This is a genomic window from Kitasatospora sp. NPDC023118, from assembly GCF_055560875.1.
Map to the genome: position 1 here is coordinate 65,477 of NZ_JBVHHW010000009.1, position 23,512 is coordinate 88,988.

General features: G+C 71.2%; 21 protein-coding genes and 2 pseudogenes. 9 read left to right on the forward strand and 14 right to left on the reverse strand.

Translation table 11 applies throughout. The features are described from left to right. Positions 1-119 precede the first annotated feature (119 nt). Positions 120-1,592: a TolB family protein gene (locus tag ACZ3UD_RS13755; protein WP_465585990.1), complete on the reverse strand. Its 1,473-nt coding sequence runs from the start codon at positions 1,590-1,592 to the stop codon at positions 120-122. A gap of 374 nt (positions 1,593-1,966) precedes the next feature. Then, positions 1,967-3,292, reverse strand: a complete 1,326-nt coding sequence (locus tag ACZ3UD_RS13760) for an MFS transporter (protein ID WP_465585991.1) — start codon at positions 3,290-3,292, stop codon at positions 1,967-1,969. A gap of 34 nt (positions 3,293-3,326) precedes the next feature. Here ACZ3UD_RS13760 and ACZ3UD_RS13765 point away from each other — a divergent pair, with 34 nt between their 5' ends. Together ACZ3UD_RS13765 and ACZ3UD_RS13770 are read left to right on the forward strand one after the other, a co-directional pair. After that, positions 3,327-3,932: a TetR/AcrR family transcriptional regulator C-terminal domain-containing protein gene (locus tag ACZ3UD_RS13765; RefSeq protein ID WP_465585993.1), complete on the forward strand. Its 606-nt coding sequence runs from the start codon at positions 3,327-3,329 to the stop codon at positions 3,930-3,932. 5 nt (positions 3,933-3,937) lie between these two features. Next, positions 3,938-4,450 (forward strand): isochorismatase family protein, encoded by a 513-nt coding sequence (locus ACZ3UD_RS13770; protein WP_465585995.1) that lies wholly within the window; start codon positions 3,938-3,940, stop codon positions 4,448-4,450. Here ACZ3UD_RS13770 and ACZ3UD_RS13775 read toward each other — a convergent pair. Then, the gene (locus ACZ3UD_RS13775) at positions 4,447-4,911 is read right to left on the reverse strand and encodes a helix-turn-helix domain-containing protein (protein WP_465585997.1); all 465 of its coding nucleotides are present in this window, start codon (positions 4,909-4,911) and stop codon (positions 4,447-4,449) included. The two genes, ACZ3UD_RS13770 and ACZ3UD_RS13775, sit on opposite strands and share 4 nt — an antisense overlap. A 157-nt stretch (positions 4,912-5,068) precedes the next feature. Here ACZ3UD_RS13775 and ACZ3UD_RS13780 point away from each other — a divergent pair, with 157 nt between their 5' ends. From ACZ3UD_RS13780 to ACZ3UD_RS13790, 3 genes and pseudogenes are all read left to right on the forward strand, one after another. Then, a complete protein-coding gene (locus ACZ3UD_RS13780; protein ID WP_465585999.1) occupies positions 5,069-5,983 on the forward strand; it encodes an IS982 family transposase in 915 nt (304 codons plus the stop codon). Positions 5,984-6,092: 109 nt separating this feature from the next. Then, positions 6,093-7,212: pseudogene (locus tag ACZ3UD_RS13785) on the forward strand (IS630 family transposase). A 31-nt stretch (positions 7,213-7,243) separates the two neighbouring features. After that, positions 7,244-8,263 (forward strand): S66 peptidase family protein, encoded by a 1,020-nt coding sequence (locus ACZ3UD_RS13790; protein WP_465586001.1) that lies wholly within the window; start codon positions 7,244-7,246, stop codon positions 8,261-8,263. A 193-nt stretch (positions 8,264-8,456) separates the two neighbouring features. Here the strand turns inward: ACZ3UD_RS13790 and ACZ3UD_RS13795 are convergent, their stop codons facing one another. From ACZ3UD_RS13795 to ACZ3UD_RS13810, 4 genes are all read right to left on the reverse strand, one after another. Further along, positions 8,457-9,329: a class I SAM-dependent methyltransferase gene (locus ACZ3UD_RS13795; protein WP_465586003.1), complete on the reverse strand. Its 873-nt coding sequence runs from the start codon at positions 9,327-9,329 to the stop codon at positions 8,457-8,459. 227 nt (positions 9,330-9,556) lie between these two features. Next, the gene (gene murQ / locus ACZ3UD_RS13800) at positions 9,557-10,462 is read right to left on the reverse strand and encodes an N-acetylmuramic acid 6-phosphate etherase (RefSeq protein ID WP_465586004.1); all 906 of its coding nucleotides are present in this window, start codon (positions 10,460-10,462) and stop codon (positions 9,557-9,559) included. Between the two features lie 186 nt (positions 10,463-10,648). Beyond that, a complete protein-coding gene (locus ACZ3UD_RS13805; RefSeq protein WP_465586006.1) occupies positions 10,649-11,329 on the reverse strand; it encodes a DUF6445 family protein in 681 nt (226 codons plus the stop codon). 137 nt (positions 11,330-11,466) lie between these two features. Continuing rightward, positions 11,467-12,114: a TetR/AcrR family transcriptional regulator gene (locus ACZ3UD_RS13810; RefSeq protein ID WP_465586008.1), complete on the reverse strand. Its 648-nt coding sequence runs from the start codon at positions 12,112-12,114 to the stop codon at positions 11,467-11,469. Positions 12,115-12,334: 220 nt separating this feature from the next. Here ACZ3UD_RS13810 and ACZ3UD_RS13815 point away from each other — a divergent pair, with 220 nt between their 5' ends. The 3 genes from ACZ3UD_RS13815 to ACZ3UD_RS13825 all read left to right on the forward strand — a co-directional run bounded on the left by ACZ3UD_RS13815 (position 12,335) and on the right by ACZ3UD_RS13825 (position 15,425). Further along, positions 12,335-13,756 (forward strand): MDR family MFS transporter, encoded by a 1,422-nt coding sequence (locus ACZ3UD_RS13815; protein ID WP_465586010.1) that lies wholly within the window; start codon positions 12,335-12,337, stop codon positions 13,754-13,756. Between the two features lie 106 nt (positions 13,757-13,862). Continuing rightward, positions 13,863-14,771, forward strand: a complete 909-nt coding sequence (gene mca / locus ACZ3UD_RS13820) for a mycothiol conjugate amidase Mca (RefSeq protein ID WP_465586011.1) — start codon at positions 13,863-13,865, stop codon at positions 14,769-14,771. Positions 14,772-14,852: 81 nt separating this feature from the next. After that, positions 14,853-15,425 (forward strand): PaaI family thioesterase, encoded by a 573-nt coding sequence (locus tag ACZ3UD_RS13825; RefSeq protein ID WP_465586013.1) that lies wholly within the window; start codon positions 14,853-14,855, stop codon positions 15,423-15,425. Between the two features lie 190 nt (positions 15,426-15,615). Here the strand turns inward: ACZ3UD_RS13825 and ACZ3UD_RS13830 are convergent, their stop codons facing one another. The 3 genes from ACZ3UD_RS13830 to ACZ3UD_RS13840 all read right to left on the reverse strand — a co-directional run bounded on the left by ACZ3UD_RS13830 (position 15,616) and on the right by ACZ3UD_RS13840 (position 17,676). Then, positions 15,616-15,756 (reverse strand): hypothetical protein, encoded by a 141-nt coding sequence (locus ACZ3UD_RS13830; RefSeq protein WP_465586015.1) that lies wholly within the window; start codon positions 15,754-15,756, stop codon positions 15,616-15,618. Positions 15,757-15,887: 131 nt separating this feature from the next. After that, positions 15,888-16,850, reverse strand: a complete 963-nt coding sequence (pip, locus tag ACZ3UD_RS13835) for a prolyl aminopeptidase (RefSeq protein WP_465586017.1) — start codon at positions 16,848-16,850, stop codon at positions 15,888-15,890. A gap of 310 nt (positions 16,851-17,160) precedes the next feature. Next, positions 17,161-17,676, reverse strand: coding sequence for a putative immunity protein (locus ACZ3UD_RS13840; RefSeq protein WP_465586019.1), 516 nt, complete (start codon positions 17,674-17,676; stop codon positions 17,161-17,163). Positions 17,677-17,730: 54 nt separating this feature from the next. Between ACZ3UD_RS13840 and ACZ3UD_RS13845 the strand changes: the two are divergent. Continuing rightward, a pseudogene (locus tag ACZ3UD_RS13845) lies at positions 17,731-18,645 on the forward strand (IS982 family transposase). Positions 18,646-18,677: 32 nt separating this feature from the next. On the opposite strand, the gene ACZ3UD_RS13850 reads toward ACZ3UD_RS13845, so the two are convergent. From ACZ3UD_RS13850 to ACZ3UD_RS13865, 4 genes are all read right to left on the reverse strand, one after another. Continuing rightward, a complete protein-coding gene (locus tag ACZ3UD_RS13850; protein ID WP_465586021.1) occupies positions 18,678-19,526 on the reverse strand; it encodes a lysophospholipid acyltransferase family protein in 849 nt (282 codons plus the stop codon). Further along, on the reverse strand, positions 19,523-20,353 hold the full coding sequence (locus ACZ3UD_RS13855) for a GNAT family N-acetyltransferase (RefSeq protein WP_465586023.1): 831 nt from the start codon (positions 20,351-20,353) through the stop codon (positions 19,523-19,525). The genes ACZ3UD_RS13850 and ACZ3UD_RS13855 overlap by 4 nt, the downstream gene beginning before the upstream one ends. Before the next feature lie 338 nt (positions 20,354-20,691). Continuing rightward, positions 20,692-22,071: a serine hydrolase domain-containing protein gene (locus tag ACZ3UD_RS13860; protein WP_465586318.1), complete on the reverse strand. Its 1,380-nt coding sequence runs from the start codon at positions 22,069-22,071 to the stop codon at positions 20,692-20,694. A gap of 71 nt (positions 22,072-22,142) precedes the next feature. After that, a complete protein-coding gene (locus tag ACZ3UD_RS13865; RefSeq protein WP_465586025.1) occupies positions 22,143-23,486 on the reverse strand; it encodes a M1 family metallopeptidase in 1,344 nt (447 codons plus the stop codon). Positions 23,487-23,512 lie beyond the last annotated feature (26 nt).

Sequence of the window (23,512 nt, forward strand, 5' to 3'; positions counted from 1 at the left end):
GGTCGGGGTCGGCCCCGGCATCGTGTTCGACGCAGGGGCCGGGGGCTGGGCTGGGCTGGGGCGCTGGCGCTGTGGCGGGGCGTGGGTGCTGTGGCGGTGCGTGGGTGCTGCGGCGGGTGTCAGTGTTTCGGCAGGTGGCGTGCGAACACGTCCGGCGCCTTGTTGGTGTCGCCCGGGACGAGGGTGCCGTCGCCCGAGCTGAACACCACCGTGGTGCCATGGGCGTCGACGTACGGTCCGTACGAGGCGCCGGTGGTCTGCGAGCCGTCGTTCGCCACGCTGACCCGTTCGGTGCGGCCGCTCCACAGGTCGCGCCGGAAGACGTCGCCGACGTCGTTGGTGTCGCCGGGCACCAGGTTCGAGGCTGTGGAGTCGAAGTACACCCAGCGGCCGTCGGCGGTCATCTGCCCGTTGAGGGAGTCGCCGGTGGTCTTGGTCCCGGGCAGGCCGACGCTGACCTGGGTCTCGGTGCCCTCATCCAGGTCGCGGACGTACACCTCGAAGTGCCGCTCCCACCAGTTGTCGCCGTGCTGGACCCAGGTTGAGTAGACCGCGTACCGGCCGTCCGGGCTGAGCGAGGGGTAGTCCGCCCCGCGCGAGCCGCCCTTCCCGTCCGCGCTGGCCATGGTGGTCTCCTGGGCGCGCAGGTCGCGGACGTACAGCGGGTAGAGGTGCGGCTTGAGGATCCGGGGCTGGTCGTCGGTCCGGAAGGAGTCGTGGACGAACTGCTCGTCGGGCTCCTGGCCGGACTCGGCGGCGAGTCCGGCGGCCGCGTCGGGGGAGAGGGAGGGGGAGTCGGGCTTGTTCTGGCTGGTGATGTTGGTCGCCTTGGAGATGAAGGCGACGCTGCCGCCGTCGGCGCTGATCACGGGGGCGGCGGAGGAACCGTTCGCCTCCTTGCCGTCCGCACCGACGCTGACCAGGCGATTCTCGCCGGTCCACAGGTCGTGGACGTAGATGTTGGCGCCGAACCAGGTGACCGTCCCGGGGGCCAGGTCGGTGCGGTTGGACTGGAAGGCGATGTAACGGCCGTCCCAGCTGAGCGACGGGTGTCCGGAGAACTGGTTCGGTTGCGGCTTGCCCGGCTCCTCGCCGACGGAGACGAGGGTGGTCTCGCCGGTCCAGCGGTCGTGGACGTAGACGTCCTGAGCGCCGAGGTTTGCGCCGGGCGTCAGGTTGGTGGCGTCGGAGCTGAAGGCGACGTAGCGGCCGTTGCCGCTGATGGCGGCCTCGAAGGAGCTGGCGTTGGCCTGCGCGCCATCCGGGCCGGTGTTGACCCGCTCGGTGTCGCCGGTCCGCAGATCGCGGACGAAGACGTCGGACTTGCCGTTGGTGTCGCCGGGCACCAGGTTGGTGGCGTTCGAGGTGAAGACGGTGTAGCGGCCGTCGGCGCTCAGCCCGGCGGCATGCGAGGCGCCGTCGGGCTGCGCCTGGCCGAGGCCGACGGACACCCGCTCGATGCCGGACTCTCGGCGGGGGTCTGCCTGGGCCGCCCCGGTAGTGGTGAGCGCGAGCGCGGCGGCCGCGCCGAGTGCGCAGGCGGCGCGCAGCAGGCGCGGGGACGGGCGGGCGGTGGTGCGTGTGCGGGTCATCTCGTTCCTCCCCTGGGAGCGGCCGGCCGCGTCGACGGTGACGCCCGGTGGCGTCGAGGGCTGGTTGCGTCGCTGATTGGTGGCGTCGCTGATTGGCCCTTGAGGACTGGTTGCGTCGAACTCCCCGGCGGTCGGCTCGGAGTGAGCCAACCGGCGGGTGGGGTGGGCGGTCAACGGTGGTTCGCGCGGAGCGGCGTATTCACGTCAAGGGACGGGAGTGCGGGTGGGCGCGCCCGAACACTTCGTGCTGTTCGGGGGAACGAACAGACGTACACGTTGACTGTGCTGCCCAAGCGTGGCGTAGGCGATCCGCGCTGGCTCGGTGAGTTGATCGCCCGGCATGCGGCGGTGCCCGTCGTGGGTTGAGCGGCGGTTCACGGGGTGGGCTCCGGGGTCTGGTGCTGCGGGTGTTCTGGGTGGTGCTGGTGTTCGCGCTGGTCGTAGTGCCAGAGCGCGGGGAGTGCGGCCGACAGGACGGCGCTGCTGGTCAGGCGGAGCAGGCCGCCGGTGCCCAGCGCGGCCCGGATGTCCTGGCAGGCGGCGAGGCCGCCGGCCCGTAGGTCGCCGAGGGCGGGCCCGGCGGAGCCGATCAGCATCTCCAGGCCGGCGGTGCGGCCTCGGAGTTCGTCCGGAATGGACTGGTTCCAGACGGCGCTGCGGAAGGTGTCGCCGGTCCAGTGGGCGCCGCCCGCGACGGTCAGGCAGAGCAGCACGGCCCACAGGCCCGGGGCGACGGCGGCCGCGGCGGTGGCCGCGCCGACCAGGGCGGTGGAGCGCAGGACCAACTGTCCGTGCCGGTGTACCCGCTCGGTCCAGCCGCCGGTCGCGGCCGCGATCAGGCTGCCGGCGGCGGAAGCCGAGTAGGGCAGGCCGAGCGCCCAGACCGCGTCTAACTCCTCGGCGAGGAAGGGGAACAGCGCGGTGGGTAGGGCGAAGACGGTGGCCGCGAGGTCGGCGAGGTAGGTGCCGATCAGGTCGGGCCGCCGGGTCGCGTACCGGGTGCCCTCGGTGAACTCGCGCAGCCGGGGCGTCTCGGCGTCGCGCTCCGAGGGGATCGGCCGGACCCGCGCGAGCAGGGCGATCGACAGCAGGAAGGTGGCGAGGTCGACCAGGTACGCCGCCGGGAGGCCGGCGGTCGCGATCAGCAACCCGGCGGCGGCCGGCCCGGCCACTGCGCCGATGTTCCCGCGCAGCGAGAGCAGCGCCCCGGACGCCACCAGCTGGTCGTGCGGCACCAGTCGGGGGATCATCGCCTTGACCGAGGGCTGATGCAGGCCCTGGATCGCCGCCGCCAGCCCGGCGGAGAGGTGGAGCGGCCAGACGGCGGGCGTGCCGAGCAGTGCGTTGGCGGGCAGCAGGGCGCTGAGCGCGGCCAGCGCGACCTCGGTGACCAGGGCGACGGTGCGGCGGTCGGCGCGGTCGGCGAGCACGCCGCCGTAGAGGCCGAACAGGATGGTGGGCGCGAATTCGACCGCGCCGACCGCGCCGACCGCGCCCACCGCGCCGACCGCGCCCACCGCGCCGACCGCGCCCACCGCGAGCGGAGAGCCGGTGAGGTGGGCGATCTGCAGTGGGATCGAGGTCATGGTGAAGACCGAGCCGAGCAGGGTGACCGTGCCGGAGGTCCAGGTCAGCCGGAAGTCGCGGGAGGAGCGCCACGGGGCGGTGTTCGGCAGCAGTCGGGACCGGAGGCGGTCCATTCTCAGCACCCGGCGGCTCGCCCGGGAGCTCGGCGTGCGGTCACCGGCGCTGTACCGGCACTTCAAGAACAAGCGGGAGCTGCTCGACCTGATGGCGGAGGCGATGCTCGCCGAGGCCCTGCCGCCCGACCGCGAGCCGGACCCGGAGCACTGGCCCGAGTGGATCGCCGCCGACGCCCGGACCAAGCGCCGCGCCCTGCTCGCCTACCGCGACGGCGCCCGGGTGCACGCCGGCACCCTGTCGACCGAGGGCGAACTCCCGGCCGTCGAGGACCAGCTGAGCGCCCTGTGCCGGGCCGGGCTGCGTCCGCGCACCGCGCTGCGACTGCTGCCGACCGCCGACCGGTACCTCATGGGCTGGGTCACCGAGGAGCAGGCCTGGCGGCAGGACGCTGCGGAGCGCGCCCGGCCGTCCTTCCCGGACGAGGCGCTGCGCGACCTGCGGCTGCTGAGCGAGGCGGTCGACGTGCTGCGGATGACCGACCACGACGCCGACTTCGAGTACGGGCTGCGGGTGCTGATCGAGGGGTTCCGGGCCGAGATCGCGCGTGAGGCCGAGGATGCGGGGGCGGGTTCCGCCGAGGATGCGGGGGCGGGTCCTGGTGAGGGTGTGACCGGCGACGGGCGTGGGCTAGCGTGAGCGCCATGACCACCCTTGATCCCCGCAGCACCGCCCTGGTCCTGATCGACCTGATGGACCGGATCGTCACCAACCCGCTCGCGCCGCACACCGGTTCGGAGGTGGTGGTGTCCTCGCTGGAGCTCGCCAAGGCTTTCCGCGCAGCCGGTGCCCCCGTCGTCGCGGTGCGCGTGGAGCGGCCGGGCGTCGCCGAGCAGCCGCCCGGCAGCGAGCTGCTGGCCGAGGTGGAGGCGGTGGCCGACGAGGTCGTGGTGAAGCGCACGATCGGCGCCTTCCAGGGCACCGGGCTGCACGAGTTGCTCCAGGCACGCGGCGTGGAGACGGTGGTGTTCACCGGGATCGCCACCAACCTCGGTGTGGAGTCGAGCGCCCGCGCGGCCGCCGACCACGGGTACCGGCTGGTGTTCGTCGAGGACGCGATGACCGGGCTGACGGAGGCCGAGCACCGGGCCTCGGTGGAGCTGAACTTCCCGCGGCTGGGCGAGGTCGTGGCGGCGGCTGACCTGCAGCTGAGCTAGCGGCTTGTCTTCCAGGAGACCTTGCCGGCGCGCAGGATCCGGCGCCGGGTCTCCCGGCTGATGGCCGCGGTCACCTTCTGCTTGACGAGGTGGTCGGCGAGCTTAGTCAGGCTCCAGGTGGAGATCACGGTGATCTTCCAGTCGGCGGAGGACGTCCGGGCGAACAGGCAGATGTGCTCGCGCACTTCGTCACTGATCGTCTTGGGGCGTCCCCCGCTCCATTTTGGGTCCAGCGCGTCCAGCTTCTGCTCGTTGAAGGCGTGGATGACATCGCGGACGTAGTCCTCGCTGACCTGCATCAGCGTGGTGATGTCCTTGACCGTCTGGACCTGGGCGGACATCAGCACCACGATCGCTCGGCGGAGTTGCACCGGGTCCTTCGCGGTCCGGCTGGTCTGCTGCAGTTTCCGGCCCTCCTCGATGCCCACCAGCCGGACGAACACACTCGGTCGACGCCCCACGGCCACCCCCAAGATCAGCTCTTGGGGGCAGCCTGTCGGTCCACAGCCACCGGATCAATTATCGGCTCGGCCTATGGGACTGGGGCCGTCCTAGATGACTGATGCCAAGGGCTCGCTGGCACGCATGACATGAAGCGAGGGAGTCCAAAGATCGGTTGTGACGCCTGATCTGGACTCCCTCGCGACCGCACTCTACGTGAAGACCGACGACCTGCTGAAGGAATCGCCGCATCTGGCGCCGTGGCGTCCCAAGATCGGCATCGAACCGCAGCTCAGCGATGCCGAACTGGTCACGCTGTCGGTGATGCAAGCACTGCTCGGCTTCGTCTCCGAGCGCCGCTGGATCCGCTACGCCCACTCCAACCTCCAGCACCTGTTCCCGTACCTTCCAGGGCAGTCCGGCTACAACCGGTGCCTGCGCAAGAGCGCGGACCTGATCGCCCGCGTCAACCGGCCACTGGCCACCGACACCAGCCTGTGGACGGACAACGTCTGGGTGGTCGACTCCACCCCGATCGAATGCGGACGCTCCCGGGAGACGGTCAAGCGCTCCGATCTGGCCGGATGGGCCGAGTACGGCTACTGCGCCAGCCATTCGCGGTTCTTCTGGGGCCTGCGGCTGCACCTGGTGTGCACCCTGCACGGCCTGCCCGTTGCGTTCGCGCTCACCAGTGCCAAGGCCGACGAGCGCACCACCCTGCTGGACATCCTGGACACCGAGACCGCCCTCGTGGCCGCCCGGCCCGGCCAGACCCTGATCGGGGACAGGAACTACTACGGCGCCGCGTTCGAGCGTGAGCTCGCCGAGCTGGAGATCCGGCTCCTGCGACCGGCCCGCAAGGGCGAATCCGTGCGGGCCGGATCGCAGCTGTTCAAGCCGCTACGGCAGGTCATCGAGTCGGTCAACGACACCTTCAAGGGCCAGCTCGACCTCGAACGCCACCACGGCCGCACACCCGGCGGCGTCATGGTCCGCGTCCTCCAGCGGATCCTCGCCCTCACCGCCGCGATCTGGCACAACGACCACACCGGCCAGCCCGTCATGCGCTCGCTGACCGCCTACGACCACTAAACCCCTTGGCATCAGTCATCTAGTGCCGTGACCGCATAGGTTCGCCGGGTTGACGCTGGCTGGTCCTCGACCGGTTGGATGTCGCGAGACGTTCAACTCGGAGGGTGCGATGGCAGAACCGGTCAGGGTCCGCAGGCTCACGGACCACGAAGGTCAGCAGTTACAGAGGATCGTGCGGCGGGGCAGCACCAACTCGGTGCGGTACCGGCGGGCGATGATGTTGCTGGCTTCGGCCGGCGGCAATCGGGTTCCGGTGATCGCCCGGCTGGTGCAGGCGGATGAGGACACGGTGCGGGACGTGATTCACCGGTTCAACGAGATCGGGCTGGCCTGCCTGGACCCTCGGTGGGCGGGAGGCCGTCCCCGCCTGCTCAGTCCTGACGACGAGGACTTCGTCATCAAGACGGCCACCACCCGCCCGACCAAGCTCGGCCGGCCCTTCACCCGCTGGTCCATTCGCAAACTGCTCGCCTACCTGCGCAGGGCCCACGGCCGAGTGATCCGGATCGGACGTGAGGCCCTACGCTGCCCTGCTCGCTCGACGAGGCGTCACCTTCCAGCGCACCAAGACGTGGAAGGAGTCCACCGACCCCGACTACGACGCCAAGCTCGACCGGATCGAGCACGCCCTGGAACGCTTCCCCGACCGCACGTTCGCGTTCGACGAATTCGGCCCGCTCGGCATCCGCCCCACCGCGGGCAGCTGCTGGGCCGAGCAGGGCCGGCCCGACCGACTCCCGGCGACCTACCAACGCACCCACGGCGTGACCTACTTCCACGGCTGCTACTCGGTCAGCGACGACACCCTGTGGGGCGTCAACCGCCGCCGCAAGGGCACCACGAACACCCTGACCGCGCTCAGGTCGATACGCGCCGCGCGCCCGGACGGCGCCCCGGTCTACGTGATCCTGGACAACCTTTCCGCCCACAACGGCAAGAAGATCCTGCGCTGGGCGAAGAACAACAACGTCCACCTCTGCTTCACCCCGACCAACACCTCCTGGGCGAACCCGATCGAGGCACACTTCGGCCCACTGCGGCAGTTCACCCTCGCCAACTCCAACCACCCGAACCACACGGTCCAGACCCGCGAACTGCACCGCTACCTGCGCTGGCGCAACGTCAACGCCCGCCATCCCGACGTCCTGGCAGCCCAGCGCCGAGAACGCGCCCGCATCCGCAGCGAGAAGGGCCTGCGCTGGGGCGGACGACCGGCGAAATTCGCGTGACCCTACCAATGGCACCGGCGACACTGACGCCATGACTGGTTCTGCACTGCCTCAACTGCTTCGACCGCGTGCCCTGAGGCCCGGAGATCTCGTGGTCATCGCCGCGCTGTCCGGCCCGCTGCCGGCCGCTTACGAGCCCAACGTCGAGCGGACGGTGGAGGTGTTCGAGCGGATGGGGTTCCGCGTGCGGCGGGCTCCGCTGCTCGAAGCAGGACGGCGCCATTGGTGGAGCGCGGCCACGCCGGCCGAGATCGCCGGGGAGCTCAACGGTCTTCTGCGTGATCCCGAGGTACGCGCGATCGTCGCGAGTGACGGCGGCCAGACGGCGCTCGGCTACCTCGACCTGATCGACGTCGAGGCGATCAGGGCCGACCCCAAGCCGATCCTCGGCTACAGCGACATCTCACTGCTGCACCTGGTGCTCCATGGGCGCACAGGTCTGGTCGGGTTCCACGCCGACATGGCCGTCCCCGGCTTCGGCGGGCACTGGCAGTCCGCGCCAGCGGCACGCCAAGCAGAACTCGAGAAGCTCTACACCAGGCTGCTGACCAGTACCGAGGCGATCGGTGCACTGCCCGCGAGCCCGTCCTGGGAGTGCTGGCGTCCTGGTCGTGTCGAAGGCCGGCTGATCGGCGGGGTGATCAACCGCATCGTGCTGGCGCAGGCGACGCCCTTCGCGCTGCCGCTCGAACAGTTCGACGGCGCGGTGCTGTTCTGGGAGGAGATGGGCGGCCTGGCATCGTACGTGTGGAGCTATCTGCAGGTGATGCGACACTGCGGCATCCTCGATCGGATCTCCGGCATGGTCGTGGGCGTTCCACGCGAGATCAGTGGACTCGAGCCCGGCACCTCCCCGACCCTGCCCGAGATCGTCCTCGACGTCCTCGGCGATCGTGACATCCCGATCCTGGGCAACGTCGAGTTCGGGCATGCCGGCCCGAATCTGCCGATGCCGGTCGGCATCCGCGTCGGCCTCGATGCGCAGCAGCGGACGTTGTCGCTGCTCGAACCGACGGTAGGGTCGCACGCGATGACGGGACCGGTCGGCTGAGCACCGCAGATCAGTGAGCCGACGGCCCCCGGCAGCACCCCCTGGGGCCGACTCACGCTTTGGTGACTGCCGCCCCGAGTCGCTTGTTCGGCCTGCAGGAGGGGCCGTGAACACCTGGTGGCTCGTGTTGATCTAGAAGCTCGGCTCATGACGTCGCGGATCACCGACCCGGTGAACGTATACGGTCACAGCACTAGCGGGCGGGGACGCTCGCACGGGCGAGGACGGACAATTCGAACGGGCGGAGCGCGTCGGTACGTTCCCACTCCGCAGGGTCGATTGTCTCGCGTTGCCGGACGTACTCGATCGGTTGGAGCCGGTGCTCAAGTAGGAGGGCGTCCATTTGCTCGAGGCTGAGGAAGGTTTGCCAAGGCTCGCCCTGCTCGGCCGCCGCAGCCATGACCAGCTCCGCATACATCTGACCTGCCTCGTCGCGGAGTCCGGCTGGGAGGAGGTGCTCCACGATGAGCTCCGTTCCGGGTGCGAATCCGCTGATGACGGCCAGGGTCTGCCTGATCGCTTCAGAGGTGAGGTACATCGTGACCCCGAGCCAGCTGACCAGCGCGGGTCGGCCTGGGTCAAAGCCGGCCTGGACGAGGCGATCGGTAAGTGACCGGGCAGACTCTTTCTCGAAGTCGACCGGGACGAAGAAGGCGGACGGTGGCACCTTCGTTCCCGTCTCGGCCAGCAGCGCCTGCTTCCAGCGCTGGGTCGCGGGCTTGTCCACCTCGAACACCCGCACGTGGTCGGGCAGTTCGGACCGGTAGGCGAAGGAGTCCAGTCCCGCGCCGAGGATCACGTATTGGTCGACGCCCTGGCTGGCCAGCTCAGCCAGCCGGTCCTCGGTGTAGCGGCTGCGGGTGACGGCCGTCGTTCGCGCCCCGGACAGGGCTGGGTGGCCGCCATAGGACCGGTGGTAGCCGAGGAGTTCTTCGGCGCGCTCCCCCAGGAAGGTCTGCGCCAGGGTGTCGGCGAAGATCGAGGGGGTCTCGTCGACGAGCAGGTGTGCTGCGCGTGCTGCGGCCGACATGAGAGCTGTCCGGCTGGGTTGTGCCTTGTTCATCATGATGTCGGACGTTAACCCAACATTCTGACAGAATACCACAAAAACAAAAATTCCGGAAGAGTGTCCGAGTTCTGTTTTGGTAACGGATGTGATCCTCGCGTTCCCCGGAATGACCTGCGGATCGGCTTCGAGACGCGCCGAAGCCCTACGTGTTCCATCCCTCGCGAGAATGCCCAACGGCCAAAGAGCGCCAGACCGATTATGGGTCGACTTATGGAGCAGAGCCACTAGCCTCCGGCCAGCTTCAGGGCATCGCGCAGCCGGCCGCCCGAGGCTGTGAGCAGTCGGGCGGCGGTGGGCGCGTCCACGTCCGCGAGCAGGACCAGGATCGCGTCCTTCGTCCGGCCGTCCGTCGTGCTCAGGGCCCGGCGGACTGCGTCCTGGTCGGCGCCGGTGGCCTCGGCGACGATTCGTCGGGCGCGCTCGCGGAGCTTGGCGTTGGTGGCCCGGAGGTCGACCATCAGATTTCCGTACGTCCGGCCGAGGCGGACCATCACGGCCGTGGACAGCATGTTGAGCACCAGCTTCTGTGCCGTGCCCGCCTTCAGCCGGGTGGACCCGGCCAGCACCTCAGGGCCGACCTCCACCTCGATCCCCAGCTCGGCGGCGGCCACCAGCGCCGAGCCCCGGTTGCACGCCAGCCCGACGGTCAGTGCCCCGGCTGCCCGCGCGCCACGCACCGCCGCCAGCGGGTAGGGCGTACGGCCCGAGGCGGAGACACCCACCACGGTGTCGGCCGGGGTGAGGTCGAGCGCGGCGACGTCGGCCTCGGCGAGCTCGGTACGGTCCTCGGCGCCCTCGGCGGCCTCCGTCACGGCCGTCCGGCCGCCTGCGATCAGGCCGACGACCAGGGCTGGATCGGTGCCGAAGGTCGGTGGGCACTCGGCGGCGTCCAGCACCCCGAGCCGCCCGGCCGTCCCTGCCCCGGCGTAGACCAGTCGCCCGCCGCGGGCCATCCGGGCAGCCACGGCGTCCACCACGGCGGCGATCCGCGTCAACTCCCCGGCGACGGCGGTGGGGACGGTACGGTCCTCGGCGTTCATCAGGTGGAGCAGGTCGAGGGTGGTCAGCTGATCGATCCCGGCCCAGTCGGGTCGGACCGTCTCGGTCGGGGGTGCGGCGTCGGGGTTCATGCGGCGAGCGTCCCCGGGGAGGGGCGGCCTGAACCCGGGTCGGTGCGGCGTTCGGTGTGCGGGTGTGCGGGTGTGGAGGCGGGCGGGCGCGTGGCGATGCGCGGGGGCCGGGTGACGGACGATGTTCCAGGTCGCGATTCAGGGCGTGCTTTTAGGGTGTGTTGAGGCTATCTGTCAGGCCACCCGTCAGGCCATCCAGAAGAACACCGCCGTCATCCGGCGGTCTGCCAGCTCGTTGCCGTAGTAATTCGTGGCGCTGTGGATCAGGTTGGCGTGGTAGAGGAGCAGTTGGTTGTAGCGGTTGGGGACGCGGACGTCCTCGGTGAAGTGGTCGGCGGGCACGTGGCGGGTGCCGAGCGCCTCGACCAGGTTGTTGTGCGGGGCGTTGACCAGGTTCCCGCCGAGGCGGCCGCCGGGGAACTGCTGGCGGTAGAAGCTGGTGCCTGCGTCCTTGGGCGCGCCCGGGCTGAGGTAGAGCACAGCGGCGTAGCGGCAGAGGGCGCGGGAGTCGGTGTGCGGGCGGGACTCCGACTCTCCGGCGCCGACGACCTGGACGCAGTTGTGGTTGAGCATGCCGCCGCCCGGAGTGCTCTGCACCCACAGTCGGGAGGCACCGGTGGCCTTGCGGACCAGCGCCTCGACCCGCGCCAGCTCGTCAGGCTCCAGGCCTGGCATGGTGCGCACGCCCGGCCAGGTCTCGGGGCGGTACGGGTAGCCCTCGGTCCAGTTGCCCCGGGCCAGGACGCGCTCGCGGACGGCGTCCGGGTCAGGCAGGACGTTGTCCAGGACCCAGTAGTCCCGGCCGCGGGTGGGCTTGCGGTAGGGCAGGACCGGCAGGGCTGTGGGCCTGATGGGCTGTGAGGGCATGGGCCGACCATAGGGGTGGCGGTCGTCAACCTTCTGCCGTGAACAGGTCAACCTTTCGTCAAGGGCGGTATTGGTGTGGGTGTTTCACCGTCGCGTCGAGGCCTGCGCGACTGGTCGCTGGTCGGCGCTCAAACGGCTTAGCCCTCGCGGACGGCGTAGCTGCCAAGGGCGCCCTCCAGTCGGTCGAAGGCTCGGGCGGCCCAGGGGCTCACCGCGGCGGCGATCGCGGCGTGCTCCTCGCCGGCCAGGGTGCGGCGGAACACCTCGGTGAACACCGCCCGGTCGACGGCGGCGAGCAGGGCGGCGGCGACCCGGTTCTCGAAGTCGACAGGTGTCGCGTGCACGGCCTCGGCCAGCGCCTCGGCGAGTGCCGTCTCGGCCTGCTCGTTCAGCTCGCGCAGCCGGCCGCCCAGGGCTGGGCTCTCGGCGATGGTGCGGGCGAAGTCCTCGCCGGAGAAACCGAGCCGTGGGTCGTGCCGGTCGAGCGCGCTCAGGCAGTCCCGGCGCAGCGCGGCGAGGGCGGACTCGCCGTGGGTGCGCTCGGCGACGGTGCGGGCGAGCCGGCCGACGAGCTCCTCGTGCAGGTCGAAGAAGAGGTCCTCCTTGCGCGGGAAGTGGTTGGTGACGGTCATCTTGGCGACGCCCGCGGCGGTGGCGACCTCGGCGATGGTCGTCCGGTCGAAGCCCTGTTCGATGAAGAGCCTGGTCGCGGCGTGCGAGATCGCCTCGCGGGTGCGGCGCTTGTTGAGCTCGCGCAGGTTCGGCGTGGTCCCGGTGTCGGTCATGGCAGGAGCCTAGCGCAGTTCGATGGGTCGAGCACAGAAATTATGCTTGACCTAATTACTGGGTCCGTCCTAAGTTCTTCACGTCGGCCGGGGCGGTCGACGGAGGAGCGGTCCAGGGGAGGGTTCATGACCACATCGGTCACCACGCGGATCACGACGAAGGGCGCGGGCAGGGGGGGCGGAGAACAGCACCGCGAAGGGTTGGCGCGGGGCGGCTCGGGTGCAGCGGCCGGAGCCGTTGCCGCCAGGCCTGCTGAAGATGGGCGTGGTGCTCGCGTTGGGCCCGATCCTGGCCTTGCTGGACACCACGATCGTCAACGTCGGCATCGACTCCGTCGCCGGCGACCTGCACAGCTCGATGGCCGCGGTCCAGTGGGTGGCCACCGGGTACCTGTTGGCGATATCGCTGACCATGCCGCTCTCCGGGTGGGCCGCCGGCCGGTTCGGCGCCCGGCACGCCTGGCTCGGTTCGGTCGTCCTGTTCGTGCTGGGATCCGCGCTGTGCGGCCTGGCCTGGTCGACGGGTAGCCTGATCGCCTTTCGGGTGCTCCAGGGCGTCGGCGGCGCGATGATCCAGCCGTTGGGGCAGATGCTCATGGTGCAGGCGGCCGGGCGCTCCCGGATCGCGCGGGTGATGGGCACCATGCTGCTCCCGATCAGCCTGGCCCCGGTCCTGGGGCCGATCCTCGGCGGGCTGGTGCTGGAGCACCTGGACTGGCGCTGGATGTTCCTGCTGAACGTGCCGGTGGGGCTGCTCACCCTGCTGTTGGCGGCCCGGTGGCTTCCCGCCGAGGGCCGGTCGGAACTCCCGAAGCCCCGACTGGACGTGACGGGTCTGGTGCTGTTGTCGCTGGGCCTGACGGCGCTGGTCTACGGGCTCTCCACGGTCGGCCCGGTCGGCCCGGTCGGCCCGGTCGGCCCGGTCGGCCCGGTGGCGGTCGCGGTGGGTGTGGCGCTGCTGCTGGCGTACGGTCGGCACGCGCTGCGCGCGGGGCGTGACGGGGCCCGCGCGCCGCTGATCGACTTGCGGCTGTTCGTCCGGCGCGGCTTCGCGGTGGCGACGGCGAACAGCTTCCTTCAGGGCGCCGCGCTGTACAGCTCGATGTTCCTGGTCCCGCTCTACTACCAGCAGGTGGAGCGCGCCGGGGCGGTCGAGGCCGGGCTGCTACTCGCGCCGCAGGCGCTCGGTACGGCGGTCACCTCGCTGCTGGCCGGGCGAATAGCCGACCGCTTCGCGCCCCGCCCGCTGATCCTGCTCGGCATCGGCTGCTCGCTGCTCGGCACCCTCGCCTTCACCCAGCTGGGAACGGGCTCCGGCCCGGCCGACTGGCTGCTCGTCGGCTCGCTGGCGCTGCGCGGGGCGGGCATGGGGATCGTCCTGATCCCCGGCATGGCGGCGGTGTACGGGAGCGTCGAGAAGCCGCAGGTGGCGGCGGCCGCCAGTGCGATCAACGTGCTCAACCGGCTCGGCGGGGCGCTCGGCACGGCGGTGCTGACGCTGGTCCTCCAGCAGGCGGAGGCCGGACACCCCGGCCAGCCGGGCGCGGCCTTCGGTGCGACCTTCTGGTGGGTGCTGGCTCTGTCGGTGCTCGCCATCGCACCGGCTCTGCTCTACCCAGGCGCCGCACGTAAGGCAGCCTGACCGGCCGCCGCCAATCAGTGATCATCCATCAGTCAGGCGTGCTCACGCCGATTCCCATCGGTTCTGACCGATCCCCATCGATTCGTACCGACTATGGAGGTACCTCATGTCCACCAAGCATCCTGGCGGCCTGCGTCTGCTCACCGTGCACGCCCACCCCGACGACGAGTCCAGCAAGGGCGCGGCCACCCTCGCCCGGTACGCGGCCGAGGGCGTGGACGTCCTGGTCGCCACCTGTACCGGCGGCGAGCGCGGTTCGGTGCTCAACCCGGCGATGGACCGGCCCGAGGTCCGGGACAACCTCGCCCGAATCCGGCGTAAGGAGATGGCGGCGGCCCGTGAGATCCTCGGCGTGCGGCAGCAGTTCCTCGGCTTCGTCGACTCCGGGATGCCGAGCCCCGAAGAGCCGCTGCCGGAGGGCTGCTTCGCCGCCCAGCCGGTGGAGGTCGTCGCGGCCCCGCTGGTCGCCGTGATCCGGGAGTTCCGCCCACAGGTGGTGATCACCTACGACGAGACCGGCGGGTACCCGCACCCGGACCATGTGATGACCCACCAGGTCACCGTCGAGGCCTTCGAGGCCGCCGCCGATCCCAAGCGCTACCCCGAGGCGGGCGAGCCCTGGCAGGCGGCCAAGCTCTACTACCACCTGGCCCTCTCCCGGGCCTGGTTCCAGACGCTGCACGACGCCATGACGGAGCGCGGAGTCGACTCGGCCATGGGCGAACTGCTCGTCGGCTGGCCCGACACCCCGCCCGCCCTCGCGACCACCACCCGAATCGCCTGCTCCGAGCAGTTCGCCATACGGGACGCGGCGATGCTGGCACACGCCACCCAGGTCGAGCCCGGCGTCGCGTTCATGGCCCACCCCCGAGACATCGAGCGTGAGGTCTGGCCGACGGAGGACTACCACCTGGCTCGGAGCTTCGTGAGCGGACCCGGGACCGCCGGACCTGGGACGGGCGGGGGCGAGACCGACCTGTTCGCAGGGCTGCGCGCGGAGGAGGGAGCGGCATGAGGCATGAGTGAACCGGTGGGGCCGACGGGCGTGTACCGGAGGGGATTTGAGCCAGGGGTTCGAACAAGGCAGGTTGGTCTCATGACGAATCACCAGCCTGCCCCCGCCGATCAGCAGTCCCTGGACGGTCGGGAGTCGCGCTCCCGCACCCACACCTGGACGGCCGGCCCGCCGATCTCCGAGTACCCGCACCTCACCGGCGAGGAGATCCTGTTGGAGTGGATCGCCGGGCGGATCCCGGAGCCGTCGATCTGCAGCACCATGGGCTTCCACCTGGTCGAGGTGAAGCCCGGCACGGCGGTGTTCGAAGGGGAGGTGGGCGACCACCTCTTCAACCCGATGAATACCGTGCACGGCGGGTACCTGGCCACCCTGCTCGACTCGGCGCTCGGCTGCGCCGTGTTGAGCAAGCTGCCGGCCGGGATCGGCTACACCACCACGCAGTTGAACGTCCATATGCTGCGTCCGTTGTTCGCCGACTCGGGGCTGTTGCGCTGCGAGGGCGTGGTGCTCCACCTGGGTCGGACGATGGCGACCGCGGAGGCCAGGGTGGTCGGTGCGGAGAACGGCAAGCTCTACGCCCACGCCACCACCACCTGCGCGATCCTCACCCCCCCGCCCGGCGGCCTGAGCGGCCGGCGAACCCGCCGCTGAACAGCCGGGCCCCGACCGTGGCGGCGACCGCCGCAACGACCGGGGCCCAACCGAACAGACCATGTCTGAAGAGCCCGAGACCGAGCAGTCGAGACCCGGACACCCCGAGGCCTGTACACCCCAAAACCCTGTACACCCCAAAACACTTACGCCCGGGCCCGAACACCCGGGCCCCCGAAACCCGAGGCGCTCAGAGCGCCGCCAGCATCCCGCAGAGCGCAAGGAGGCCGCAGATCCGGAAGTTGATCAGCTTGTGCGAGAGGAACACCGTCGCGAACTCGCGGAGGGTCGCGCTCGGCCAGTAGCACCGGGCGGTGGGCGAGCCGAACACGTGCCGTTGACGCCGGTCTTGCGGGCGATCAGCGCCGCCCGGAAGGCATGGAAGTTGTTGGTCACCGTGACGCAGCGGTAGTCGGGCTTGGCCTGCTCCATCATGGCCTTGCTGAAGAGCAGGTTCCGCTTTCAGGCGAAGCGCTCGACGGCCGCGAGGACCGCCTCCGCCATTCGCGGGCTGCCGGTGTGTCCGGCTTCGTCGACGACTGTCAGGTTGGCGTCCGGCCAGGCCTTGGCCAGCTGCCAGGCGGTTTGCAGTGGTCCGCCGAGGTCGAGCCGTCCATGGATGAGCTCGCCCGGGATGCCGGCCAGCCGACCGGCGTCGCGCAGCAGTTGGCCGTCCGCCAGGAAGGCCTGGTGCGAGAAGTAGTGCGCCGTGATGCGGGTGAAGGCCATCAGGGCGTCGGAGGGACGGTCGGAGTAGGCATTCGGCTTGCCCAACACCTCGTGCGCGATGACGGCGTCCTCCCAGGTGGCCCAGGCCTGGGCGGCGGCCCGGCGGACGTCCTCCTCCGGGCTGTTGAGCAGCCGGCTGTAGGCGGCGAGCAGGTCGAACACGTCGCCGTCCCGGTCGGCGGCGGGTGGGAAGGCGTGGAACTCCTCCCAGGGGCCCGGTAGGAAACGGCCGACGCCCCGGTAGAGCCAGTCCGTCTCCTCGGGGCGGGTCATGGTCACCCCGCAGATCACGATCGCGGAGACCCGCTCCGGGTGGGCCTGCGCGTACGCGAGGATCAGGGTCGAGCCCCACGAGCCGCCGTACAGCAGCCACTTGTCGATGCCCAGGTGCTCGCGCAGCCGCTCCAGGTCGGCGACCAGGTGCGCGGTGGTGTTGTGCTCCAGCCCGGTTGACGGGTCGGCGGCGTGCGGCAGGCTCCGGCCGCAGCCGCGCTGGTCGTACTGGACGACGCGGTAGCGCTCGGGGTCGAAGTACCGCCGGGAGCCGGGATGGTGGCCGGAGCCCGGCCCGCCGTGCACCACCACGGCCGGCTTGCCCGCCGGGTCGCCAGAGGTGTTCCAGTGGATCCGCTGCCCGTCGCCGACGTCCAACAGGCCCTGGGCGTACGGCTCGTCGTGGGAATACGGTTCGGCCATCGGTAACTCCTCCGTGGACGGTGGACGGTTCGCCGGGCGAGCCTACCCGCCGTCGGACCGGTCAGAGCCCGGTGTTCAGCCCGAAGCGGCGTCGAAGGAGGCGTATCCGACGCAGAGGATCAGCCAGAAGCCCAGTGCGCCAGTGACGGCGGCGGTGATGCGGCCGACCCGGCTGCGCTGTTCCTTGGGGCGGCGCCAGTGACGGATACCGTGGGCCAGCCCGAGCCGCCCCACCGCGGCCAGGCCGTACGCCCCTGCCGGACTCGCCTAGATGATCGATTCCAAGGGGGCAGACAAGCCGTCACGCCCGTCAACAGTCGAAGACCGACCAGCAGATTTCGTTTCGCAACCGCTGATCATCTAAGACGAGTTCACGAATCACATCCGGGAGCTGTTCGCGCTGCCAACGGCACTCGAGCCTGCCGGCGCTCTCACCCTCCCGTCCGGGGGCCGCCGCACGCACGGCCTTGATCGCGTAGGCCGCAGCGCCAAGCTCGTGTGCGGCGACATGCGCCACCACCGCCGCCTGGCCGGCAGCAAATGCGGCGTGTCGAGCGGCTCCGCTCAACTCTCTTGCCGCAGCCATGGCATGGCCACCCGCCGCTCGGGACTGAGACATCCTGATCTCGCCGGACGCCCATGCCCGAATCTGCTCGATCGCCTCGCGGGGCCGCGGGTCCGAGGGCTGCACCGACTCGAAAAGGTGCAGAACGTGCTCCGCGCACGCGGCAGCCCACAAAGCCAGGAGTCGATGGTCGGAGTCCGTAAGCGTCCCCCCACGGCGGATGGTGATGAAGCGGGGGTCGCGATCTTTGGGAAGGATCATGGTGTTCCAAGGGATCGGCTGCGCGCATAGGGCGAGGGCATCCAACCTCAGTGTGTGAAGACAGAGTTGGACACCCTCGCGACCGCACTCTATGTGAAGACCGACGATCTGCTGAAGGCTTCTCCGCATCTCGCGCCATGGCGGCCTGCCGTGGGAATCGCCCCGCAGCTCACCGACGCCGAACTGGTCACGCTGGCGATGATGCAGGCGATGCTCGGCTTCACCTCCGAGGCCAGGTGGCTCCGCCACGCCCGTTCCCACCTGCAGCATCTCTTCCCGTACCTACCCAAGCAGCCCGGCTACAACAAGCGGCTGCGCAAGGCCGCCGGACTGCTTCGGCGCGTCACCCGGCTGCTCGCTATCGACACCTCCGTGTGGAGCGACGACGTGTGGGTCGTGGACTCCACGCCGGTGGAATGCGGCCGCTCCCGCGAGACCGTCAAACGCTCCGACCTGGCCGGATGGGCCGAGTATGGGTACTGCGCCAGTCACAGCCGCTTCTTCTGGGGCCTGCGGCTGCACCTGGTGTGCACCCTCCAGGGCCTGCCCGTCGCCTTCGCCCTGACCGGGGCCAAAGCAGACGAGCGCGAGACCCTGCTGGACCTCCTGGCCGCCGAAGCCAGCCTCGTAGCGGCACGTCCTTCCCAGACGCTGATCGGCGACAAGAACTACTTCGGCCGCGACTTCGAACACCAGCTGGCAGAGCAGGACATCCAGCTGCTGTGACCGGCCCGCAAGGGCGAGCCGGAGCGGCCCGGCGCGCCACTGTTCAAGCCGTTGCGACAGATCATCGAGTCGGTCAACGAGACCTTCAAGGGTCAACTCGACCTCGAACAGCACCGAGGACGCACGCCCGGCGGCGTTGTTGCCCGCGTCATGCAACGCATCCTTGCGATGACCGCCGCGATCTGGCACAACGACCACACTGGACAGCCCGTCCTGCGCTCATTGATCGCCTATGACCACTGACCCCTTGGAATCGATCATCTAGGCGGGCCCCGTCAGTGGATGCCCTCCACCGCCGCCTGCGCCGCGCGGGCCAGCTCCCGCCGGGCCCCCGCCCGGGTGGGCTGCGGCCCGGGCGGAGGAATCGGCGGCAGGAAGGTGACGTCCGCGACCAGCCCGCGCACCGCGACCACCCGGGCGAGCGAGGTGAGCAGCCCGTCGTCCCCGACGAAGGCAGGCGCACTGGTCGGCCGCCCGTCCGCCAGCCGGTAGCGGATCGTCACCGGTTGGACGAAGGCGCCAGCCTCCACCGCGGCCTGGAACAGCGCGGGCCGGAACCGTCCGCTCTCCCGCCCGCACCAGGTCGACCCCTCCGGGAAGACGATCACCGGTTGCCCGGAGCGCAGCACCTCGGCCACCGCCGCCACGGTGTCCGGGAGGGTCCGCAGCCGATCGCGGTCCAGGAACACGGTGCCGCCCCAGGCGACCAGGTGCCCGAGCACCGGCCACTGCCGGACCTCGGTCTTGGCCAGCGAGCGCCCGGGGCGTCCGGCCGCGAGCAACGGTATGTCCAGCCAGGACACGTGGTTGGCCACCACCAGCGCCCCGCCGGCGCCGACCGCCCCGGCCGGCACGGGAGCTCCGGGCAGCCCAGGCGCCCCGGGCGTCCCGAGGTGGACGGTCACCCCGAGGGTGCGCAGCAGCACCCGCGCCCAGAACCGGATCAGCCGGTCCCGGGCGCCGTACGGGAGCAGCCGCACCGGCAGGCAGAGCGCGACCCCGGCCAGCACCGCCGTCAGGCAGGCGGTCAGCCGCAGAGCCCGCCGGAGGTGGGAGACCTCCGGCGCGCGTTCGCCCAGGCAGGTCTCCGGCCGACAGGGCGCGATCGGCAGCCAGACGCTCATGACGATGCGCCCGACGAGGGTGATCCGGACAGGAAGTGCCGCAGGTAGCGGGGGTCGGTGCGCTCCAGCGACAGCAGCACGTACAGGTCGGCGCAGCCGAAGTCCGGGTCGTACGCGGGCTCACCGCAGACCCAGGCGCCGAGCCGCAGGTAGCCGCGGAGCAGGGCGGGCAGTGCGCCGCGCTCGGCGCGCGGCACGCCGGTGGCGTCCCAGCGGCGGTGCGGGGTGACCCGGTACTGCTCGGGGGCCAGGTACTTGGCGCTGACGGTGTCCCAGACCCGGGCCGCGGTGGCGCCGCCGTCCTCCAGGTCGATCGAGCAGCAGCCGCCGACCCAGGTGTTGCCGGTGTCGGCGAGGTAGCGGGCGATGCCGCCCCACATCAGGTTGATGACCGCGCCGTCGCCGCGGTGATCGGGGTGGATGCAGGAGCGGCCGAGCTCGACCAGGCCGGGGCGCACCGGCGCGAGCGCGGACAGGTCGAACTCGCCGTCGGAGTAGAGCCGTCCGGCCCGCCGGGCGGCCTCGGGCCGCAGCAGCCGGTAGGTGCCGACGACGGTGCCGGTCTCGCCCTCGCGGACCAGGAGGTGGTCGCAGTACTCGTCGAAGGGGTCGACGTCGAGACCGGCGACCGGGCTGTGCAGGACGGCGCCGAGTTCGGCGGCGAAGACCTGGTGGCGCAGCCGCTGGGCGGCGCGGACGTCGTCCTCGTCGCGGGCGAGGGCGACGGTGTAGGCGGCCGGGACCGGTTGGTGGCGAGGCGCGGGGACCGCCGGGGCGTCGTGGGTGGGGGCGACTGCGGACGGAGCGTACGTGGGGACGGTGGTCATGGCGGACCCTCCAGGGCAGCACGATCGGCGGTGCCGTGGAATTGCCAGGGCACCGTCCCGGCCCGCAGGCGTTGGGCATGGACGCGAACCGGTCTCCGTATGTCTCTCCAAGTCGGTTGGCATTCACGTTGCGGCCCGGCGGATCGCAGATGTGCAGCTGTTGAATGGGACCACCCGTGGCCCGTCGGTCATCTGCCGGGCGCCGGGCGGTCGTCCGCGTGGGGTGGACAAGGGGGCGCGCACCTGCATCGCGCGCCCCCGCCGTCACAGCCCCGCGGTCGCATCCTCACCGTCACGGCCCCGCCGTCACACCGCTGTCACGGCCAAGTCCGACGGGCTCAAAACGCCCGCCAGCCCTGCGGGTCGACGCCGCCCGGGACGACCTTGGCCGGCCCGTACGGCTCGCGGGTGTAGACGAAGGAGCCGACGTCCAGGTGGCTGACCGTGCCGTCGGCGCGCCGGACCACCCGAAGGGTCTCGCCCGCGTAGTAGTTGTCCAGCCCGATCCAGGTGCCGTCCGACTGGGGCCGGAAGCGCGAGCCCCGGCGGCCGCCCGCGAGTTCGGCGAGCTCCAGGACGCGGTCGGCCCGCAGCCGCAGGGCGTTGGGCGCGGCGCCCCAGTACCAGGGGCCGGTGAGGGCGAGCAGGTCCTCGTCCACCTCGGGCAGCGGGCGCCAGGGTTCGGGCAGCCGGGGCTCGTGTTCGGCGGTGATGGTGATCAACTGGGCGGCCAGCAGCGGGGTGTTGGCGCCGCTGGTGGCGTTGGAGAGGGCGAAGGCGGCCAGGCCGTCGTCCTCGCTGACCCACAGGCCGGCCGTGAAGCCGGGCATCGAGCCGGAGTGGCCGTGCAGCAACCGGCCCCCGTGGCGCCGCAGTTGCAGGCCGAGGCCGTAGCCGGAGGTCCAGGCGGCGTCGTCCGGACCGACGGCGGGCCGACGCATCTCGGAGAGGGTGTCGGCGCTGAGCACCTTGTCGTCGCCGGCGGCGAGGAAGGCCGCCCAGCGGGCCAGGTCGGCGCCGGTGGACCAGAGCTGGCCGGCCGGGCCCATCAGGCCGGTGTCGGTGAGCGGTTCGGGCAGCATGACGTCGGCCCACGGGTGGACGGCGAAGCCCCCGGCGTGCGGGTGCTCGGGCAGCAGCGTGGTGCGGTCCATGCCGAGCGGCGCCAGTACCTCGCGGCGCAGCACCTCGCCCCAGGGCTCGCCGCGCAGCTTCTCCACCAGGGCGCCGAGCAGCGCGTAGCCGGGGTTGGAGTAGTGGTGGCGTCGCCCGGCAGGGTGCTTGAGCGGGCTCTCCTGCTCCAGCAGGTCGCCGAGTTCGGGCCGCAGCGAGCCCTCCGTCCGCTCCCACCAGGGTTCGGGCGTCTCGGCGGCCAGCCCGCCGGTGTGCGCGAGCAGCTGGGCGACGGTCGCACCGTCGGCCGCAGTGCCCGGCAGGTGGCGGGCCAGCGGGTCGCCGAGGTCCAGCAGGCCCTCGTCGCGCAGCCGCAGCACCAGCACGGCGACGAAGGTCTTGGTGAGCGAGCCGATCCGGTACTGGACGTCCGGCGCCGGCGCGTGCCCGTCGATCATGCTTCGGGCTCCGCTCCACACCAGCCGCCCGTCCCGGACCACCCCGGCGATCAGCGAGGGGGTACGGCCCTCGGCCTGGGCGACGGCGATGCGGTGCAGCAGGGCGCGGCGGGTGGTGGGCAGCAGCTCGTCGAGCTGGTCGGTCATCTGATCGTCTGAACTCATCGACATGGACGGACAGTAGCCCAGCCGGGCCACGGACCTGCGGGATTAATCCCCTAGCCCGGCAGCGTCGGAAGCTCGGGCCGCTCCAGCCAGGTCTCGAACAGCGGGCCGAGCGACGCGGTGGTGTACCGGGACGCGTGCGCGAGCAGGTCGGCGGTGGCGACCACGCCGTGCCGGTTGATGCCCGTCCAGTCGCGCAGCATCGCGAAGAACCCGCCCTCGCCGAGGGCCCGCCGCAGCGCGTGCACCGCCAGGCCGCCGCGCTGGTACAGCCGGTCGTCGAACATCAGCCTGCGGCCCGGGTCGCCGAGCCGCAGGTCCTGCGGCAGCCCGGCCAGCAGCCGGTGCGCGGCGGCGGCGTGCACGGCCGCGCCCGGGCCGCCGGCGTGCTCGGACCAGAGCCACTCCGCGTACTTGGCGAAGCCCTCGTTGAGCCAGATGTGCCGCCAGTCGGCGATTGAGACGCTGTTGCCGAACCACTGGTGGGCCAGCTCGTGCGCGATCAGCCGCTCGCGCTCCCAGCCGCCGCCGAGGTGGTTGGTGCCGAAGGTGGCCACGCCCTGCGCCTCCACCGGGACGTCCAGCTCCTCGTCCGCTACCACCACCGCGTACTCGCCGAACGGGTACGGCCCGAAGACCTCGGCGAAGTACGCCATCATCTCCGGCTGCCGGGCGAAGTCCCGGGCGAAGGCCTCGGCCAGTGGCCGAGGCACGTACCCGGTCTGCGCCACGTAACCGGGCTGTGGGGTGACGGGGCGCGCGGCCAGCTGCACCGGCAGGTAGTGCCCGATCGACACCGTCACCAGGTACGGCGAGGTCGGCGCGCCCTGCTCGTAGACCCAGGTGGTGCTGGAGGCCCGGGTGGTCCGGGTGAGCAGCCGTCCGCTCGCCACCACGGTGAACGGGGAGGGCGTGGTGACCGCCAGCTGGTACGTCGCCTTGTCCGCGGGGCGGTCGTTGCACGGGAACCAGGACGGCGCACCGATCGGCTGGCTGGCCACCAGCGCGCCCTCGGTCAGCTCCTCCCAGCCCAGGCCGCCCCACGGGCTGCGCACCGGGCGCGGGTTGCCGGTGTAGTGCACCTCGACGGTGAAGGCCGCGCCCGCCCCGAGCGCCTTCGCCGGGCGGATCCGCAGCTTGCCGCCGCGGTGGGTGTAGCGGGCGGCCTTGCCGTCGACCAGCACCCGCCCGATCCGGAACTCGGCCAGGTCGAGCGCGAACTCGGCCAACGCCGCGTCCGCCACCGCGCTCAGCCGGGCCGAGGCGGCCAGCCGGTTGGGCCCGGGCCGGTAGTCCAGCGCGAGTTCGTAGCGGTGCACCCGGTAGCGGTGGTCGCCGCTGCTCGGGAAGTACGGGTCCGGGCCGCCGGCGGCCGGCGGGACGTGCTTGGGCTTCACGGGGGCGGGCGCTTCCTGCGGGCCGG

Excerpts from the sequence above, each read along its gene's own strand:
- ACZ3UD_RS13755 (WP_465585990.1), bottom strand. The coding sequence starts at position 1,592 with ATGACCCGCACACGCACCACCGCCCGCCCGTCCCCGCGCCTGCTGCGC.
- ACZ3UD_RS13760 (WP_465585991.1), bottom strand. The coding sequence starts at position 3,292 with ATGGACCGCCTCCGGTCCCGACTGCTGCCGAACACCGCCCCGTGGCGC.
- ACZ3UD_RS13770 (WP_465585995.1), top strand. The coding sequence starts at position 3,938 with ATGACCACCCTTGATCCCCGCAGCACCGCCCTGGTCCTGATCGACCTG.
- ACZ3UD_RS13790 (WP_465586001.1), top strand. The coding sequence starts at position 7,244 with ATGACTGGTTCTGCACTGCCTCAACTGCTTCGACCGCGTGCCCTGAGG.
- ACZ3UD_RS13795 (WP_465586003.1), bottom strand. The coding sequence starts at position 9,329 with ATGATGAACAAGGCACAACCCAGCCGGACAGCTCTCATGTCGGCCGCA.
- murQ (WP_465586004.1), bottom strand. The coding sequence starts at position 10,462 with ATGAACCCCGACGCCGCACCCCCGACCGAGACGGTCCGACCCGACTGG.
- ACZ3UD_RS13805 (WP_465586006.1), bottom strand. The coding sequence starts at position 11,329 with ATGCCCTCACAGCCCATCAGGCCCACAGCCCTGCCGGTCCTGCCCTAC.
- ACZ3UD_RS13810 (WP_465586008.1), bottom strand. The coding sequence starts at position 12,114 with ATGACCGACACCGGGACCACGCCGAACCTGCGCGAGCTCAACAAGCGC.
- mca (WP_465586011.1), top strand. The coding sequence starts at position 13,863 with ATGTCCACCAAGCATCCTGGCGGCCTGCGTCTGCTCACCGTGCACGCC.
- ACZ3UD_RS13825 (WP_465586013.1), top strand. The coding sequence starts at position 14,853 with ATGACGAATCACCAGCCTGCCCCCGCCGATCAGCAGTCCCTGGACGGT.
- pip (WP_465586017.1), bottom strand. The coding sequence starts at position 16,850 with ATGGCCGAACCGTATTCCCACGACGAGCCGTACGCCCAGGGCCTGTTG.
- ACZ3UD_RS13840 (WP_465586019.1), bottom strand. The coding sequence starts at position 17,676 with ATGATCCTTCCCAAAGATCGCGACCCCCGCTTCATCACCATCCGCCGT.
- ACZ3UD_RS13850 (WP_465586021.1), bottom strand. The coding sequence starts at position 19,526 with ATGAGCGTCTGGCTGCCGATCGCGCCCTGTCGGCCGGAGACCTGCCTG.
- ACZ3UD_RS13855 (WP_465586023.1), bottom strand. The coding sequence starts at position 20,353 with ATGACCACCGTCCCCACGTACGCTCCGTCCGCAGTCGCCCCCACCCAC.
- ACZ3UD_RS13860 (WP_465586318.1), bottom strand. The coding sequence starts at position 22,071 with ATGACCGACCAGCTCGACGAGCTGCTGCCCACCACCCGCCGCGCCCTG.